Annotated in this window: 17 protein-coding genes and 1 tRNA gene; 6 read left to right on the forward strand and 12 right to left on the reverse strand. The window is 63.0% G+C overall.

Annotation, left to right across the window (positions count from 1 at the left end; translation table 11 throughout):
- Positions 1-180: 180 nt before the first annotated feature.
- The 6 genes from HDG32_RS16105 to HDG32_RS16130 form a co-directional block, all read right to left on the reverse strand.
- Complete coding sequence (locus tag HDG32_RS16105; protein ID WP_184068782.1) at positions 181-1,329, reverse strand: hypothetical protein; 1,149 nt, start codon at positions 1,327-1,329, stop codon at positions 181-183.
- A gap of 951 nt (positions 1,330-2,280) precedes the next feature.
- Positions 2,281-2,356: transfer RNA gene (locus HDG32_RS16110), tRNA-Ala, on the reverse strand.
- A gap of 62 nt (positions 2,357-2,418) precedes the next feature.
- Positions 2,419-2,772, reverse strand: a complete 354-nt coding sequence (locus tag HDG32_RS16115) for a c-type cytochrome (protein ID WP_184068785.1) — start codon at positions 2,770-2,772, stop codon at positions 2,419-2,421.
- A complete protein-coding gene (locus tag HDG32_RS16120) occupies positions 2,772-3,563 on the reverse strand; it encodes a BON domain-containing protein (protein WP_184026067.1) in 792 nt (263 codons plus the stop codon). The genes HDG32_RS16115 and HDG32_RS16120 overlap by 1 nt, the downstream gene beginning before the upstream one ends.
- A gap of 26 nt (positions 3,564-3,589) precedes the next feature.
- Positions 3,590-4,177 (reverse strand): phosphoheptose isomerase, encoded by a 588-nt coding sequence (locus HDG32_RS16125; protein WP_184068788.1) that lies wholly within the window; start codon positions 4,175-4,177, stop codon positions 3,590-3,592.
- Positions 4,178-4,319: 142 nt separating this feature from the next.
- Positions 4,320-4,742 (reverse strand): YraN family protein, encoded by a 423-nt coding sequence (locus HDG32_RS16130; protein WP_260336494.1) that lies wholly within the window; start codon positions 4,740-4,742, stop codon positions 4,320-4,322.
- An 88-nt stretch (positions 4,743-4,830) separates the two neighbouring features.
- On the opposite strand from HDG32_RS16130, the gene rsmI reads away from it, so the two are divergent.
- Positions 4,831-5,715, forward strand: coding sequence for a 16S rRNA (cytidine(1402)-2'-O)-methyltransferase (gene rsmI / locus HDG32_RS16135; protein WP_184068794.1), 885 nt, complete (start codon positions 4,831-4,833; stop codon positions 5,713-5,715).
- A 120-nt stretch (positions 5,716-5,835) separates the two neighbouring features.
- Here the strand turns inward: rsmI and HDG32_RS16140 are convergent, their stop codons facing one another.
- Positions 5,836-6,441, reverse strand: a complete 606-nt coding sequence (locus HDG32_RS16140; protein WP_184026050.1) for a septal ring lytic transglycosylase RlpA family protein — start codon at positions 6,439-6,441, stop codon at positions 5,836-5,838.
- 649 nt (positions 6,442-7,090) lie between these two features.
- On the opposite strand from HDG32_RS16140, the gene HDG32_RS16145 reads away from it, so the two are divergent.
- The 3 genes from HDG32_RS16145 to HDG32_RS16155 all read left to right on the forward strand — a co-directional run bounded on the left by HDG32_RS16145 (position 7,091) and on the right by HDG32_RS16155 (position 8,913).
- A complete protein-coding gene (locus HDG32_RS16145; protein WP_184068797.1) occupies positions 7,091-7,735 on the forward strand; it encodes an MBL fold metallo-hydrolase in 645 nt (214 codons plus the stop codon).
- The gene (locus tag HDG32_RS16150) at positions 7,732-8,364 is read left to right on the forward strand and encodes an exonuclease (RefSeq protein ID WP_090802665.1); all 633 of its coding nucleotides are present in this window, start codon (positions 7,732-7,734) and stop codon (positions 8,362-8,364) included. The genes HDG32_RS16145 and HDG32_RS16150 overlap by 4 nt, the downstream gene beginning before the upstream one ends.
- Before the next feature lie 90 nt (positions 8,365-8,454).
- Positions 8,455-8,913 carry an Lrp/AsnC family transcriptional regulator gene (locus HDG32_RS16155; protein ID WP_012431468.1) on the forward strand — a complete coding sequence of 153 codons (459 nt, stop codon included), beginning with the start codon at positions 8,455-8,457 and terminating at the stop codon, positions 8,911-8,913.
- A 63-nt stretch (positions 8,914-8,976) separates the two neighbouring features.
- Here HDG32_RS16155 and HDG32_RS16160 read toward each other — a convergent pair whose 3' ends face one another.
- From HDG32_RS16160 to HDG32_RS16170, 3 genes are all read right to left on the reverse strand, one after another.
- Positions 8,977-10,260 carry a cation diffusion facilitator family transporter gene (locus tag HDG32_RS16160; protein WP_184069045.1) on the reverse strand — a complete coding sequence of 428 codons (1,284 nt, stop codon included), beginning with the start codon at positions 10,258-10,260 and terminating at the stop codon, positions 8,977-8,979.
- Between the two features lie 284 nt (positions 10,261-10,544).
- Complete coding sequence (locus HDG32_RS16165) at positions 10,545-10,847, reverse strand: H-NS family nucleoid-associated regulatory protein (RefSeq protein WP_008921239.1); 303 nt, start codon at positions 10,845-10,847, stop codon at positions 10,545-10,547.
- Positions 10,848-11,249: 402 nt separating this feature from the next.
- Positions 11,250-11,912, reverse strand: a complete 663-nt coding sequence (locus HDG32_RS16170) for a HugZ family protein (protein WP_184068800.1) — start codon at positions 11,910-11,912, stop codon at positions 11,250-11,252.
- A 250-nt stretch (positions 11,913-12,162) separates the two neighbouring features.
- Here HDG32_RS16170 and HDG32_RS16175 point away from each other — a divergent pair, with 250 nt between their 5' ends.
- The gene (locus HDG32_RS16175; RefSeq protein ID WP_184068803.1) at positions 12,163-13,377 is read left to right on the forward strand and encodes an MFS transporter; all 1,215 of its coding nucleotides are present in this window, start codon (positions 12,163-12,165) and stop codon (positions 13,375-13,377) included.
- A 106-nt stretch (positions 13,378-13,483) separates the two neighbouring features.
- Here the strand turns inward: HDG32_RS16175 and HDG32_RS16180 are convergent, their stop codons facing one another.
- Positions 13,484-14,629: a branched-chain amino acid ABC transporter substrate-binding protein gene (locus HDG32_RS16180; RefSeq protein ID WP_184026037.1), complete on the reverse strand. Its 1,146-nt coding sequence runs from the start codon at positions 14,627-14,629 to the stop codon at positions 13,484-13,486.
- 451 nt (positions 14,630-15,080) lie between these two features.
- On the reverse strand, positions 15,081-16,184 hold the full coding sequence (locus tag HDG32_RS16185; protein WP_184068806.1) for a nitronate monooxygenase family protein: 1,104 nt from the start codon (positions 16,182-16,184) through the stop codon (positions 15,081-15,083).
- Positions 16,185-16,505: 321 nt separating this feature from the next.
- On the opposite strand from HDG32_RS16185, the gene HDG32_RS16190 reads away from it, so the two are divergent.
- Entirely contained in the window at positions 16,506-17,204 is a 699-nt protein-coding gene (locus HDG32_RS16190) for a dienelactone hydrolase family protein (protein WP_018419150.1), read from the forward strand.
- Positions 17,205-17,331: the final 127 nt, after the last annotated feature.

Genomic DNA, 17,331 nt, shown 5'->3' on the forward strand with positions numbered 1-17,331 from the left:
GTGTGATTGATGTGAAGCTGGCGATGGGAGTCGAACCGAAGTCTCACTGAATAAAAAAATGTTCCGGCACGTTAGTTCTAGACTGTCTGTAATGGAGAGCCGCCGCTTCCTAGCTAGGATTGACGGGCAGCGCCTCTTCAAACGAAGATTGTAGGGAGTGCCTAGCAAGCCCGGGGCAATTCACTCCGCTTCCTCCGCAAATTCCTCGTATTTGTCCAGCACTTCCTGCTTGAGATATTCCAAAGTGGGGTTAGCGGCCAGGTCCTGCACCTTCTCATATGGTAGGTAGCTGCAAAGCGCTGACAATGGCCCCTGCGGGAAAATCGAGAACGCCGGCCGCATCAGCTCCTGAAACACCTTTTTGCGCCGTTCTTCCGGCGCCACGATGTGCAGCCTCGTGTGGAAGTTGGGCTGCAGCGCCAGTAGGTCCGCCATGCGTAAGATCCCTGAGTAGACCGCGGTTGTGTGCTCGACTTCAAAGGCACGCACGATGGTCTTCTTTTGTAGCCAGAGCACATCAATCTGTTCGACCGTCTTGATGGCCGGTTCGGAAAGCTGCGTGTAGGGGAGGGCCGCCAACAGCTCGTGGTTACCCATCTCTGAAAGAACAGCCTCCTTGTCAGCCTTCGGTATCCAGACCTCAAATCCCATGGCGATCCCAATGTCGGCGAGCAACGCCTGCATCTTGTGGGAAGTTCGGACCTGCGGCGGGAGATTTGCAGGGTCTGGTATGTCGCATGGTTTCGGAGTAAGCGTCTCAGGCTGAGGAGCTTCGGCCTCTTGCTCATCAAGGGGAATCTGCACCGCCACAAGCTTTCCCACGGCATTAATCATCTTCAGGCTGCGGTGCTTTTCCCAAGTCTCGTCAGCGATATCATCAGGAGTCGGATGCTGGGACTGGTGAGAAAGTAGCTCCTCCACTTTCTGACCGTCGGGTTCCCGTAATCGAACGCCACTGCTACGCAGGATGGCATTCCACCCGCCGGCCCCGGGCGTTACGTCCTTCGTGAAGGATAGGGCGGCCCAAACGTCGGAACGCTTAATGGGAAGAAGTGCGCCTTTCGTCAACCAAACGATCGGCTTCACGGGGAATTGCAGCGTGTACTCGCTGAGGATTTCGCTGCTCGGCGCCGCCTCCGCCATCGGCCCCATGACCTCTAATATGCCTACCCAGCAGGACAGCCCCTTAAGGTAGCAAAGAATTTTGTCGCCGGGTTTGATTTTGGTAACCCAAGCCTTGCGGTTGGGGTGGAAACCTGCAGTATTCTTGGGGGTATTTGAAAAGCCCTCGAATGTATCTACCGAGAAAATATCAACGAAGTAGGTCATTGGGTTATGGGTGGGGTTCGGGCAAGGTCAAGTGACGGACGCAGTAACGCTGGATAAATATACTAACTATACTAACGGCTACAGTTGAGGCAGCGATTAAGAATCGCACCGAATTTAGTGGACGCTTATGGGTGTCTGCAACAGAAGGTCGATCAGTCGCTCGGAGTCGGTTACGCGGAAGACTCCTCATTGGCCGAACCCGGAATGTCATGGTGGCAGACCACCGTTGCAGCGCCGCGCCAAGCAAAGTCTAGTCTGCGAAAAGACCAAGGTAGTCGGTACTCACCCGCTCATAACTCGACGCAGACAGCCATGCGCGGCCGCCCGTGACACTGGCGTTCGTGTAGCCCCACACCGCTACTCTGTGTGCGGTAATGCCATCACTCGCCATGCCCGCTAACGCGCCGATTTCATCCAGCTCGCCAGCTCGGGTCATGAGTCTTTCAAGCCAAGGTTCGAGGTGAGGCTTAGCAGCAAGCGTGTCCGATTTACTGCGATTGCAGGCGGGTGCGCGAGCACAAAATTGTGAGCTTGGTCCCTTTGATACAGCGAAAATTGGACAAAGTGATCGACGTCGGCCTCGGTAACTCCGCGCCCACAGTAGAAGCAATGAGGGCCGTCCAGCTTACGCAACTGTGCACCAACGATGGTCAGTGACTGACGCGAGGCGCAAAACAGGAAGTCCGCCAAGTCGTCCGCGTCACCGAGGATGGCGTGGTTACGCCGACTAGCCCTAATATGCTCGACCCAGCGGGTGCGCGACATTTGCTGCACCAGTGTACACAAGCGGCGAAGGGAGTAAGCGACGCCGTGCCTCAGCGTGATTCCCCCGCGTGTGGATCGCACATAAAGGAACGGATCGGTGACGCCGCCGAAGTTTTGGAGGTGCTTCTCAATGCAAAACAACGCACTACATCGAAAGACGTAGTGCGTTGTTTTTAAAACAATTTATGGTGGAGAGGAGGAGGATCGAACTCCCGACCTTCGCATTGCGAACGCGACGCTCTCCCAGCTGAGCTACCCCCCCAACAAAAATAATTCTAGCACAGCCATTTTCCCTTTTACCAAGCCTCCAGCCCCGGGAAAACCTCATCTGGACGGCGCGCCCGCGAGCACCCAGTCGACCACCGCGCGGATATCCGCATCGCTCATCGATTGATGGGCCGGCATCGGAATCATGCCCCATACGCCGGAGCCGCCGTCCTTCACCTTGCGCGCGAGTTTGGCCGGCGCCTGCGCGTCGCCCTTGTACTTCGTGGCGATTTGCTGGAACGACGGACCAACCAGTTTGCGATCGACCGCGTGACAGCCCATGCACGCATTCGCGGCGGCGACCTGCTGGCCGCGCGGCGCCTCGGCCGCGCGAGCACCCGACGTCATCGTGCCGGCGAGCGCGCCCACCACCAACGCGAACACGACACCCGCACGCGTCATACCGCGCATCAAGGCACCGCCTTCGGATTACCCGGCCGCACCGACGTCGACGAGTTGACCGGCGCAGGCGCCTGCTGATCGAGCGGCCGCGCGCTCACCGACGAATCGGGAATCGCGCCGACCGTCGGCTCGCTGACCTCGGGCTGCGAGGCGGCCACCGGCGCCGTCGCACCGGCGGCCGCAGCAGCTTCGGCTTCCTGCGGCTGGATGTACTGGAACACCTTGACCACCTGCACGACGCCCGGCACGCGGCTCGTGACGTCGGCGCCGATATTGCCCTCATTCATCGTGACGAGGCCCATCAGATAGACGTTGCCGCGCTCGGCCACGACCTTGAAATTGTTCGCCGAAATGTTCTTCTCGGCGATCAGAGCGGTCTTCACGCGCGTTTCGAGGTAGGTGTCGTTGGTGCGCGACGAGAACGAGCTCGCCGGCGCGATCGCCAGTTCATTGACGATCGTATTCACGTTGTTCATGTTCCGCACGATGCTCTCTGCACGCTGCTTCGACGCCTCGCCCGCGACCTCGCCGGTCAGCAGCACGCGGCGGTTGAACACCGTGACGTTGACGTGCGCGGAGTCCGGCAGATTCTGGCTGATCTGCGACAGCGCCTTCACCTGAATCTCGCGATCCTCGGTCTGCGCGCCGAGCGTGCGGCGGTCGGTCGCCATCAGCGCGCCGCCGCCCGCCGCGGCCCCGACGGCGAGAAAGCAGCCTTGCAGCGTCGCCGACAGGCCCGCCGCGACCCCGACCACGAGCACGGTTCTCACCAGTGTCTTCTTGATGCGGAAAACGCTCATCAACTAGCTCTCCTTCGAAATCAGTCTCAGTCTTCGCCGAGCAACATGGCATCGATGCCGTCGCACAGGCAATGGATGGTCAGCAGGTGCACTTCCTGGATGCGCGCCGTGCGGTCGGACGGCACGCACACGTGGATGTCGGTGTCGCTCAGCACTTGCTGCGCGCGTCCGCCGCCCTTGCCGGTCAGCGCAACGACGATCATTTCGCGCTCATGCGCGGCTTCGATCGCGGCCAGCACGTTCGCGGAATTGCCGGATGTGGTGATCGCGAGCAACACGTCGCCGGGCTGACCGAGCGCCCAGACCTGTTTCGCGTAGATCTGTTCGAACGAATAGTCGTTGGCGATCGCGGTGAGCACGGAGGTGTCGGTGCTGAGCGCAATGGCCGGCAGACCTGGACGCTCACGCTCGAAGCGGCCGATCAGCTCGGCCGCGAAATGCTGCGCGTCGGCGGCCGAACCGCCGTTGCCGCACGCGAGGATGCGATTGCCGTTGGCGAGCGCGGCGAACATCGTGTCGATCGCGGCGGCGATCGGCATCGACAGGGTTTCGAGGGCTTCGAGTTTGACTGCCGCGCTGTCGCGGAAGTGTTGTTGGATGCGTTCGACTGACATCGAGTCTCTATCTTGTACCGCGAATGGACCGCACTGCGCGGCCGTGTTGTGAAGTCATACTGCCAGGCTGTGGCCGCCGATGAGTTCGCGCGGCACGCGAGCGCAAGTTTATCGCACTCACGCGCGTTGTCTGCGCTGTCAGTCAGACTTCGTCGGCGCGAAACGCATCGCGCAACCACACGAGCCTGCCGCTCTCGAACGCGACGACGTCGAAACGGCACGCGGGTTCGTCGCGCGGGCCGCGGTTCGTCGTGGCGCGCGTCGCGAGATAGTGCCGCGCCGCTCGCACGATGCGCTGTCTCTTCTGCCAACCGATGCTCGCAGCCGCACCGCCATAATGCCGCTGCGCACGCGCGCGAACTTCGACGAACACCAGCGCGCCGTCACGATCACTCATCACGAGGTCGATCTCGCCGCCCCGACAGGTGACGTTGCGCGCCACGAAGCGTAGACGCTGGCGCTGCAAAAATTCTCGCGCGCGTGCTTCAAAAGCCGCGCCGACGGATTTGGACTGGTGAGCGCAGGAAAAGTTGTGGGCGGTTTTTGGACCGGCATTTATGGGCATCTTTTGCGCAGTGTTCGGCGCGGCCTGCTCGCGCAAGCCCACATGGCACAATGTCGGCCTCGTTCCGTCTGTTTGTGTCTTCCGTGTCATGACTCCTCTCTCCGAACTCGCGCAAGGGCAGCAGTACCCCGCCGCCGCGCTGTATGTGGTGGCCACGCCGATCGGCAACATCGCCGACATCACGCTGCGCGCGCTGCACGTGCTCGGACTCGCGGATCACATCGCCGCCGAGGACACCCGCAACACCGGACAGCTGCTCGCGCGCTACGGCATCTCGAAGCCGCTCGTCGCCGTGCATCAGCACAACGAGCGCACCGCCGCGCAGCGCGTGATCGAGTATCTGCAGGCCGGCGAGCGCGTGGCCTACGTGTCCGACGCGGGCACGCCGGGCATCTCGGACCCCGGCGCCAAGCTCGTCGATGCCGTGCGCGAGGCCGGCTTCGTGGTGGTCCCGCTGCCCGGCGCGAGTGCGCTCGCCACCGCGCTCAGCGCAACCGGCGACTGGGTCGCGACGTTCTCGTTCCTCGGCTTCCTCCCGCCGAAGCCGAAGGCGCGCGCCGCCGCCTTGCAGGCGCTCGCGCAACATCCTCACGCGATGGTGTTCTACGAAGCGCCGCACCGGATCGTCGAGACGGTGCAGGCGCTCGCCGATGCGTTCGGCGGCACGCGCCGTCTGCTGATCGCGCGGGAACTGACGAAGTTACACGAAGCCCTGCACCAGGGCACCCTGGCCGAAGGGCCAACGTGGCTCGCTGCCGACGCGAACCGGCAGCGTGGCGAATTCGTGCTGGTGGTCGAAGGCGCGGCGCCCGAAGCGGCCGGCGAGCACGATCACGACGCGCTGCTCGGCATCCTGCTGGAAGAATTGACGGTGAGCAGCGCGGCGAAGGTCGCGGCGGCGCTCACGGGCGCATCGCGCAACGTGTTGTACGCGCGCGCGCTGGCGCTGAAGGAAGACAAGCCCGAAACGTGAGGGTCGAGCCCGGCGGGTAAAAGGCTGACGGCAACAGACAAGGGCCGCATGTCGCGGCCCTTCGATTTTCTACAGACGGTTGGTTCAGCCGACGCGGCATCATCGCCACGTAACGTCACATCACTTGTTCGAATCCGAGTTCGACGCGAGCGTCTCGTTCAGCTCGGCGCGCGCTTCCTGCTGCGTGAGCCCTTCGATCTTGACCCGCGCGGTGCCGGTGTGGCGCATGTCGAGCATGGCGGCGGCCGCCATCGACAGGTCGATCACGCGGCCGCGGGCGTACGGGCCGCGGTCGTTGATCCGTACGATCACCGAGCGCGAATTGGCCGGATTAGTCACGCGCACGTACGAGCCGAGCGGCAGGGTGCGATGCGCGGCCGTCAGGGCATGCATGTCGTAACGCTCGCCATTGGCGGTGCGGCGGCCGTGGAAGAAGCGTCCGTACCACGACGCGCGTCCGATCTGATGGAAGTCCGCGACGTCGACGCCGTCGTCGGTGAGCGGCTGCGCGTCAGCCAGCGGCGACGCGGGCGCGTTCGACGCGCTCGGGCTCGAGGCCGGCGCGCTACCGAACGATTGCGGCCCGAAAGAGCTCAGGTGCGTGTTCTTTGTACTTGGCGGCGTGTCGTTCGCGGACGTATCGCGCGCGCCCGGAGGCGTGGCACAGCCGGCCAGTACAAAAAAGGCAAAAAGAGTCCCTAGACCACGGGTTAGCCGAGTTTTCATAAGACGTGCAATCACATTGTCGAGCCGCGTCACCCGCAAACTGCTGGGTAGGTTGCTTGCGGCTCCGGCGGTAGGGACGACAACGCGCCGCGCGAAAAAGCGCAGTACGTCAAAGCCCGGATACGGCTCACTCAGCCGCTACCGCACGGTTAATTTTCACGTCTGGCGCAACCTGTCCCCGGCAGCCTGACCAGACCCCACATGCCGCCAACTGAACGTGGCAATGACACGTTCTTGCGCGCGCAACTCAGCGCGCAGGAACGGCGGCGTAGGCCCCACCCAGCGTCACGGAGATTAATTCCGTAGCAGGCGCGCGGCGCCTGGCTGGGCAAGACGTGTGCATCGAACGCATCGATACTGGATGGCCGTCGGCATTCCGACAGCCCTTACTTGAACGGCGAGCGGCATTCCCTTTTTGTGGGAACGCATCGCCTTGTGGCAGCACAATTCCTAGTGCATGAAGTCCATTATACCCAAAACTTTTTTTTGGGATGGCGGGCTGCTCAAAAACTTGATCAATCTTCACATTTATCGCAAAAATGGACATACGAAAGACTGAGACGGGCCGGGAGCCGGCCCCGTCGCATGGGCGGCGGAGGCTGTCGCGAGGCCCGGTACAATCAACGTTTTTCCAGCGCGTCGTCCAGCCATGAAAGTCACCCTGATCCCCGTCACGCCGTTCCAGCAGAACTGCTCGCTGCTCGTTTGCGAGGCCACCGGGCGCGCTGCCGTCGTGGATCCGGGCGGCGACCTCGACACGATCCAGCGCGAGATCGCGCGGCAGAACGTGACCGTCGACAAGGTCTTGCTGACCCACGGCCACATCGATCATTGCGCCGGCGCGAAGACACTCGCCAGCCACCACGGCGTACCGATCGAAGGTCCGCATCCCGACGAGCGCTTCTGGCTCGACAAGTTGCCGGACCAGAGCACGCGCTTCGGCTTTCCGGCCGCCGACGCCTTCGAGCCGGACCGCTGGCTACAAGACGGCGACACCGTGCAATTCGGCGACGAAACCCTCGAGGTCTACCACTGCCCCGGCCACACGCCGGGCCACGTGGTCTTCTTCAGCCGCGCGCACCGGCTTGCACTAGTCGGTGACGTGCTGTTCGCCGGCTCGATCGGCCGCACGGATTTCCCGCGTGGCAATCATGCGGACCTGATCCGCTCGATCCGCGACAAACTCTGGCCGCTCGGCGACGACGTCACGTTCGTGCCCGGCCACGGCCCGACCTCGACGTTCGGCGCCGAGCGCCGCACGAATCCCTACGTCGCCGACGGAGTGGGCGCATGAGCAGCGAAATCTATGTCAGTACCGACGTCGAAGCGGACGGCCCGATCCCCGGCCCGCATTCGATGCTGAGCTTCGCATCCGCCGCATACACCGAAGACAAGCAGCTGATCGCGACGTTCTCGGCGAATCTCGAACTGCTCGAAGGTGCAGCGCCGCATCCGGTTCAGGAAGCGTGGTGGAAGACCCAGCCGGAAGCATGGGCGGCCTGCCGCCAGGACTTGCAGAAACCCGAAGCCGCCCTGACCGCCTATGTCGAATGGGTCGAGGCGCTGCCGGGCAAGCCGGTGTTCGTCGCGATGCCGGCCGGCTTCGACTTCACCTATATGTTCTGGTACATGATGCGCTTCGTCGGCCGCTGCCCGTTTTCGTGGTCGGCGCTCGACATCAAGACGCTCGCGTTCGCGATGACCGGCCTGCCGTACCGCAAGAACATCAAGCCGCGCTTTCCGAAGCACTGGTTCGACGAGCATCCGCACACGCACGTCGCGCTCGACGACGCGATCGAGCAGGGTGCCCTCTTTTGCAACATGCTGAAGGACTTGCGCGCGCGTCAGCCTGAGCTGCCGGGGGACGGCAAGGATGATGGGGACGGCTCAGGGCAAAACGCCGCTCCCGACCCGGTAAATTAGGCAATCTCGCTCGCGAGAGCCGTTTTACATTGCGTTTCGTTTTCGCGCCCTCTACCATGCGTTGATACGGCGACGCTAACGGAGGCGCAGTTGACACTCGATACGTTCTCACAGAAGATCCTGCGCCTACTGCAGCTCGACGCACGTCGTTCCGTGCAGGAAATCTCCGACCAGGTCGGGCTGTCGAGCACGCCGTGCTGGCGGCGCATCAAGGACATGGAACAGTCGGGCGTGATCCAGCGCTACACGGCGCTGCTCGATCGCGAAAAACTCGGCTTGCATGTGTGCGCGCTCGCGCATATCCATCTGACGCGCCACACCGAAGGCGGCGTCGAGCAGTTCGAGCGGGAAATCGCCACCTGCCCCGAAGTGACCGAGTGCTACAGCACGACCGGTGAATCCGATTACATCCTGAAGATCGTCGCGCCGGACATCAAGGCGTACGACAGCTTCCTGCACGAACGCATTTTCAAGATTCCAGCCGTCGCGCAGGTACGGACGAGCGTCGTGCTGCGCGAAATCAAGTTCGATACGCAGTTGCCGTTGTGACGGATGCCGCCGCTGCGGGCGGCATGAAGGTTCGCGGCATCGGGTGTCCGAAACTCATCGGACTCAGGCGGCGTTGTGAGGCTCCGTGGCGATTGACCGACCGCCGGGGGCGACGCCAGTCTTGAGTTCCGCCGCCGGACCGCCTTGCGCGGCCGAGATATCCCGTTGCAGCAGCACGTCTAGCTTGCGCGCGCCGAGACGGCGCTTGAGCGCCTCCAGATCGACGCGCCCAAGCGACTGCGCCTCGCTTTCCAGCAGACGCGCGGCCTCGGGGCCGTCCGCAGCGCGCCCTTCAACGGACGCCGCCGCCGGTAACACCACCTCCACGTCGAGCCCGGTGCTCAGGTAGTGCAGATTTATCCCAGCGGCCTGCAAGCCCCAGGCCGCCAGCGCCGCGTCGACCTCGGCGGTCACGCGCTCCCGCGGCGGCAGATCGACCGGTGGATGCGCGAGCGCATCGTTTTCCGGATCGACGTGGATCAGCGCATCGAGCACGCGCTTGTCGGTCAGCACGCGCAGACGCGCCGACTCCGCGATGTAATGCCCTTCCGATACCGAAATCATCGGATCGACCAGAATGTGCGCGTCGACGAGCGCGAAATCGCCCATCTTGCGCGTACGCATTTCGTGCACGTCACGCACGCCCGGGGTGGCCATCAGCAATGCGCGCATGTCGGCCGCGGCGGTTTCGTCGAGCGCGCGGTCCGACAGATCCTGCAGCGCGTCCCAACCGAAGGTCCAGCCCATGCGCGCGACCATGAAACCGACGATGGCCGCTGCGATCGGGTCGAGCAACCGCAAGCCGGCGAGGCTGCCGATCACGCCGATTCCCACCACCAGCGACGACGCCGCGTCAGAGCGCGCGTGCCATGCGTTCGCGATCAGCATCGCGGAACGCACGCGCTTCGCCTCGCGCAGCATGTAGCGAAACAGCGCTTCCTTGCAGACCAGCACGAGCGCCGCGACCGCGAGCGCGCTCATGTGGACGGCAGGAATATTTTGCATGTCGGCGAGCCGCGTACCGGCGCGCCACAACATGCCGACGCCGACCGAGATCAGCAGCGCGCCGAGAAATAACGACGCCACCGTCTCATAACGGCTATGCCCGTAATTGTGATCCGCGTCGGGCTTGGCCCCGCTGTGCCGATTGGCAATCAGCACGACAAAATCGGAAATAAGATCGGCAAGGGAATGGACACCGTCGGCAACTAGCGCCTGCGAGTGCGCGATCGTGCCGATGGCGATTTGCAGCGTCATCAACACGCTATTGAGCGCAATACTCGCAAAAGTACTTTTGCGCGCAACGCGTTGTTTCTCGGTGGTTTGGGCGATCGCGGCGGACTGCATGCTGAAAGGCGGAAAGGTCAATTATTGTTATTGTACCCGCCACGAATCGCGCGCGCAGGGAAAATCGGAAAAAACCTTTTTAAATCAGTCGCTTATCTAAACGAAAAGCATTCGCGTTCCAGTTGCCTGAAGCGCATGCGACAAAAAACTCGGCGCCGCAAATGACGAAAACCGCGCCCTGAACGGTGCGCGGCTTTTTCAGATTCTGCAGCAGGCTATAAACGCGGTGGATTGCCGCTATTCGTACTACGTGCGGCCAACCCTCACTGCCCGCCTGATCGTGATTACTTCTGGATCAGAAACTTTTCGCGATCAAGACCCGCAATCCAGCGCGGCGGCTTGCCGCGACCGGACCACGTGCTGCCGCTTTCCGGATCGCGATATTTAGGCGCGACGCCTGCGCGCGGCCGGCTCGCTTTAGCGCCTTTCGGTGCGCGGCCGCCGCCGAGTTCGCTCAGCGAAATGCCGTAATCCGCCATCTTCTGCTTGATTTCATTCAAGACTTCCGCGTATTCGCGCGACTTCGCTTCTTCAATCTGCTTTTCGAGCTTCTCGCGCTGTGCGAGCAGTTCCTTGTAAGAAGACATAGGTTCCCTTGTGGTATGGATAAATGACCGCCGGTCTTTTGCCGACTCGCCTTTGAAGGTTTCATGCCTCGGAATTTGACGGCGAGATTAACACAAAATAGAAAGGCTGGATAAGCAACCGGGAAAAATTAATTCAAATTCGTTTCAAAAAATTTCCTGCGCTGCTTTTGGGTCGGACTACGGCCTTTCAAATCCTGATTTCGCATGTCGCTGAAAAAGTCCACTCATCTGCATATTTACACCATTTAACTATCAGGAAATGAGACTTGAGCGGTCCATTGCACATCGAACATTTCACGGCATGAAAGCTTTGACTTGGATAAGCCGCGCACTATTGAGACAAAGACCAGACCCGTTCGTCGCGACTGGCGCATGCGCGTTTTCTCGATAAACGATAAACACTTAATCCGCATGCCGCTCGATGCAGACTTCGAGCGCGGCGTGCAATGTCCCGGTATCGGACCGGGCGCCATCGAATGCGAAACGGTGGCGCACGCCGTTGCGTTTCAGATCGGCGCCATAACGGTCGACACCCAGCAATTCGACGCCGCCCGCGCCACTCAGCCGGTGACCGAATTCCGCGATCAGCGCGTCCTCCTCGCTGACTGCAAGCGGCGGCAGCGGATCGAGTTCGGCGCCATCGAGCCAGCCCATCGCGCCAAAGCCGCCGATGTAGCGCAGCCGCTGGACCTCCATGATCCAGAACGTGAAATCGCCCAGCATCAGGTAGCGCTCCGCGTCCGGGTGATAGCGCAGGTAGCGCCGCGCCAGTTCCGGGCTCGAGCCGACCGGCTCGAAGCGGCCAAGCAGCGTGACGCGCTGGCCGCCCAGCACGTCGCCGTCGGGTGCGTCGACGGCCAGAAAACCGGCGCGCGGATCGGTGTGCAGGTTGTGCGTGTGCTCCGCGAGCCGGCTCACGAGGATCGTCGGACGATGCCGCGCGTCCGGCGCGAACGGCAGCACCGACGGATACGGAAAGCCCTCGGGCTGGCGAGCGTGCGTGGCGAGCGTGCCGACCGTGGCCGTGTGCAGCAGATGCAGCGGAGCGTGAGCCGGAATGTTCAACTGAGCGTTCCTCGGTGAATCAGGAATGAACGGAAAGCGGTGAGCGGCAGAAAAGCCGCCGCGCACGGCAATGCAAAAACCAACTGCGGCGTGCCATGGCATGACAGCCGGCAATACCGCCAGGTTGCATCCCCAGCCTATCAATCGTATGCGCCCGATCCCACGGCTCCAAGCATTCGCCACCACGCTTCGATAGAATCGAAGATCCGCTTTCAATGCGCTTTCTCGCGCACTTCGCCTCGAGACCTCCGTGCCCGATCACCAATCCTCCGAATTCGCCGTCCTGCCCGCCGCGCATCGCAATCTGTCCGTCACCGCACGGCAACGCGCACGCATTGCCACGATGGCGGTATTTTTCATCGCCGGCATGATGTACGCGTCGTGGGGCGTGCACGTGCCGACGGTGCGCGACCGCTTCCATCTGAATCCGGCGATGCTGTCGTTCGCGTTGTTCGCGGTGGCGGGCGGATCGATCGGCGCGATGGTGACCAATGCGTCGTGGATCGCGCGGGTCGGCACGCGCCGCGCCTGCCTGACCGGCGGCCTCGCGATGGCCGCCTGCGCCGCGCTGATCCTCGTCGTGCCGGCGTACTGGATCCTGCTGATCGTGCTGGCCGTCTTCGGCGCCGGCATGGCCACGCTCGACGTCGCGATGAACGCCGAAGCGAGCGCCGTCGAAAAGGCGCTCGGCAAGCCGATCATGTCGTCGCTGCATGGAATGTTCAGCCTTGGCGGCATGTTCGGCGCGGCGGTGGGCGGGGCGCTGCTGTCGCGCGGCATGGCGCCGGCTGTGCATCTCGCGCTCGCCGCGGCGGCCAGCGCGCTCGTGCTGGTGCTCGCGTGCCCGTCGGTGCTGCCGCACGTGCCGCACGCCGAGCATCCCGATGCCGCGACGCCGCGCGCGAGCCGCTGGCGCTCGCCGGCGTTGTGGGCGCTCGGCACGATGGCGCTGGTCGCGCTGATCGCCGAAGGCGCGATGTACGACTGGGCCACGGTCTATATGCGCGATGTCGTGCTCTCGACGCCCGCGCTCGCCAGCGCCGCCTACGCGGCGTTTTCCGGCGGCATGGCGGCAGCGCGCTTTGCCGGCGACGCGGTGCGCGCCCGCTTCGGCGCGCCGCAACTCGTGATGATCAGTGCGGCGCTCGCCTGCGCCGGGATGGTCGACGCGCTGCTGCTGCCGAATCCGGTGGCCGCGCTCGCCGGCTTTGCGCTGATCGGCCTGGGCCTCGCAAACATGATGCCGGTGCTATTCGCGGCGGCCGCGAGCGTGAAGGGCATCCACGCGGCCGAGGGGCTCGCGCACGTCGCGGGGCTGGCCTATTTCGGGTTGCTGCTCGGACCGGTGATCATCGGTGCGGTCGCGCAGGTGACCAATCTGACGATCGGGCTGTCGGTCGTCGCCGTGTGCGCCGCGATGATCGCGCTCGTCGGGCCGAAGGTGCTGCGGCGTTTGAAGATCTGACGCAAACGCAACGCCAAAAAGAAGAGGCACGCAAGCCTGACGGCCCACGTGCCTCTTTAGCGGCAAATCGAAGTGCGGCCCGACGCCGCCTTCGACCACACCGAATTTACATCTTCACGACGTCGAGCAGCGTCTTCTTGCCTTGCTTGTAGTTGTAGAGCGAGATCACGCCGTGCTGCAGGTCGCCCTTCGAGTCGAACGTCGTTTCGCCGATCACGCCCTTGTAGTCGGTCGTCGGCATCGCTGCCAGGATCTTCGCCGGATCGGTCGAGTTAGCGCGCTTCATCGCGTCGACGATGATGTACACCGCGTCATACGTGAACGGCGCGTAAATCTGGATCGGCTGGCCGAAGCGCTTCTCGTACTTCGTTTCGAACGCCTTGCCGCCCGCCATCTTTTCGAGCGCCATGCCGGCTTCCGAGCAGACGATGTTGTCGGTTGCGTCGCCGGCCAGGTCCGACAGCTTGTCGGTACACACGCCGTCACCTGCCAGCACCTTCGCGCGCAGGCCGAGCTGCTTCGCCTGCTTGGCGAACGGGCCGCCGGTCGCGTCCATGCCGCCGTACATGATCGCGTCGGGATTTTCACCCTTGATCTTCGTCAGAATCGCGCGGAAGTCGACGGCCTTGTCGTTCGTCGCGTCGTGCGACACGACGTTCATACCGAGCGACTTCGCCGTCTTCTCGAATTCGTTCGCGAGACCCTGGCCGTAAGCGGTCGAGTCGTCGACGATCGCGACGCTCTTCACCTTCATGCCCTTCGCCGCGTAGTTCGCGAGTGCCGGGCCTTGCTGCGCGTCGGTCGCGACGACGCGGTAGGTCGTCTTGAAGCCTTGCTGCGTGTAGGCCGGGTTCGTTGCCGACGGCGAGATCTGCACGATGCCCGCATCGCTATAGATCTTCGATGCCGGGATCGAGGTGCCCGAGTTCAGGTGGCCGACCACGGCGACGACCTTGTCGTCGACGAGCTTCTGCGCAACCTGCGTGGCCGTGCGGGGGTCGGCCGCGTCGTCCTGCGCGTCGAGTTGCAGCGTGATCTTCTGGCCGCCGATCGTCAGACCCTTCGCGTTGATTTCCTCAATGGCGAGGCGCGCGCCGTTTTCGTTGTCCTTACCCAGGTGAGCGATACCGCCAGTCAACGGCGCGACGTGACCGATCTTCACGACCGTGTCGGCCGCGGCCGATGTTGCCAACGTCGCGAACAGCACCGCCGCAGCGCTGATCGGCAACAGCTTTTGAATCTTGATGTTCATGTAAGTCTCCAGTTTCGGTCAAAACAACGTAATCGCCCTGTGCCCCGCTTCCCCTACACGTGTCGCTCAGTCCCGTGGACGACCACGCCGGTTGCATCGTTCATGCACTTGGCCAGTACGTTTACCGGACTGTTTGTGACAGTTGGCAAACCGTACTTGCGCGCAAGTGTAGGCCATCAAATTAATTTGCGGGAATTTTTTGAGAAAGTGGGAACAACACTAATAGCGCAGTTCCCGGGCGAACCGCTCGTGGCTTGGGCGAGCGGGCCGGAAAACCCCAGCCCATGCGGGTTTCCGCTAATTGGTAAGTTTCTCCGCGGGCGCGGATTTAGTCATTTTCCGGCTTCTGTCACATATGATTCGAAGGGTTTTTCAACTCAAAAATGTGGCGTGCCGCACAGGATTGTGAGTGCGGTAAAAAACTTAAATCAGCCTTAAATCGGTCATGCAATCAACGCAAGAACGCGGCGATTCGCACGGAGGCCGCCTGCCATTCCTGCTCGAGCTGCGCCATCAGTTCGATCGCGCCGATTGCTTCGTCGCGCGTGTGGCCAAGCGGCGCACCCTGCCCCGCCCACAACGACAGGTAATCGCCGTTCTGCGCACGCGCCGCGTTTTGCCGCAGCTCCTGCGTCAACGCGTTTTGCACCGGATACGGCGCGATGCTGTCCGCCGATTCGCGCAAACGTTGTATCAACGGATTGCGGATGCCGCGCGCGTGGCGGCCCGTGATCGCGCGCGTCACCGTGGTCGAGGTATCTGCCATGCCGCGCACGCGGGTTTTCCATACCTCGGGGATCGCGCTCTCGCGGGTGGTCAGAAACGCGGTGCCCATCACCGCGGCTTGCGCGCCCAGCGCGAGTGCCGCGACGATGCCACGACCGTCCATGATGCCGCCGGCCGCGAGCACCGGCAGCCCGGTCGCGTCGACCAGTTGCGGCACGAGCGCCATCGTGCCGACCAGCGCATCTTCGAAGGCGCCGATGAACGTGCCGCGATGCGCGCCCGCCTCCGCGCCTTGCGCGGCGACGGCATCGGCGCCCGCATCGCGCCACGCGATGCCTTCTTCAACATGCGTCGCAGTCCCAACTACATAGCTGCCGCTCGCGTGCAAACGCTCGACGTCGTCCGCTGCTAGCAGTCCGAACGTAAAGCCGGCGACCGGCACCCGCAATTCGATCAGCGTTTCCAGTTGCGCGCGAAAGTCAGGCGCATAGCGTGCGAGCGGCTGTCCCGGCGGTAAGCCGAGATCGGCCCGCAGCGGATCGATTGCGTCGAGCGCGCGGCGCACGGTGGCTTCATCGGGCGAGACCGGATCGAGCACGAACAGATTCACGCCGAACGGGCGATCGGTCAGCGCGCGAATCGCCGCGACCTCGCTCGCGATCTTCTCGGCTGCGAGCGCCGCCCCCGCGAGAAAACCAAGTCCGCCCGCATTGGATACCGCCGCGACGAGCGCCGGCGTCGTCGCGCCGCCGGCCATCGGCGCCTGCACGACAGGTACCCGCATCTGGAAGTGCTCGGCGAACGGCGTCACGAAACTGCCTTCATTCATGTTCGTTTCCTTCCGGCGCAAAGCCGTCGATGTGCTGATTCATGCGCTCGCCAACATGTTCGCGAGATGCGCTGACACGCGCGAGCCATCACGCGCTGACTGTACCGAGACGCGCCATCGCGGAGAAATGAATTATCGAGATCGTTTCAATCGCCTGACGAGAATCGAAGCACTTCGCATCACCCGCGAGGCCCCGTCCCGCCCCCCTGCAAGGCGATTCTTTTGATGGCAAACTAAGCGCCCGTTGCAGGGCCTCGTGGCCTTGAGCGTTTCGTACACACCGACCTCGCGCGGCGGTCGCGCGAGTCAATGGAGAACAGCATGAGCACGACTTCCCGATGGATCGACATCCCCGCCGGCAACGACAGTTTCGGCGGCTACCTCGCGCTGCCGAAGGGCGGCAAGGGACCGGCCGTCATCATCATTCAGGAAATCTTCGGCGTGAACGGCCATATCCGCTCGGTCGCGGATCAGTACGCGCAGGACGGCTATGTCGCGCTCGCCCCGGACGTGTTCTGGCGCGTGCAGCCACGCGTCGAATTGACGTATGACGGCAAGGATCGCGAAAAGGGCATCGAGCTGATGCAGAAAACCAAGGTCGACGACGCGGTCGCCGACCTCGGCGCCGCTGCGGCCGCCTTGCGCGCGCTGCCGGAAGTGACCGGCAAGATCGCCGCGATCGGCTACTGCTTCGGCGGCCGTCTCGCCTATCTGGCCGCGGCGGCCGGTTCGGTCGACGCCGCTGTCGCCTACTACGGCGGCGGCATCCATAACCATCTCGACAAAGCCGCGAACATCAAGGTGCCGATGCAGTTCCACTACGGCGAGCTCGACGCGCATATTCTGCCGTCGGACATCGGCCAGATTCAGGAGCGCTTCGCGGGTCGCGCCGACGTGCAATTCAACATCTACCCGAACGCCGATCACGGTTTCAACTGCTCGGAGCGTGCGTCGTACAACCAGCACGCGTCGGCATTGGCGCATGGCCGCACGCTGACGTTCCTCGGCGAGCGGATGTAATCCGCGGTTCCGGCATTCAGTCGGACCGCCGCGTTGCGCATGTGATCGCACGCTCGCGCATTTGAAGTGCGCACTCGAATTCACATGAGTCACGTCGGCGCTCAACTCGGGTACTCTGTGCAAGACG

It is taken from the genome of Paraburkholderia sp. CI2, from assembly GCF_014201055.1.
Taxonomy (GTDB): Bacteria; Pseudomonadota; Gammaproteobacteria; order Burkholderiales; family Burkholderiaceae; genus Paraburkholderia; species Paraburkholderia tuberum.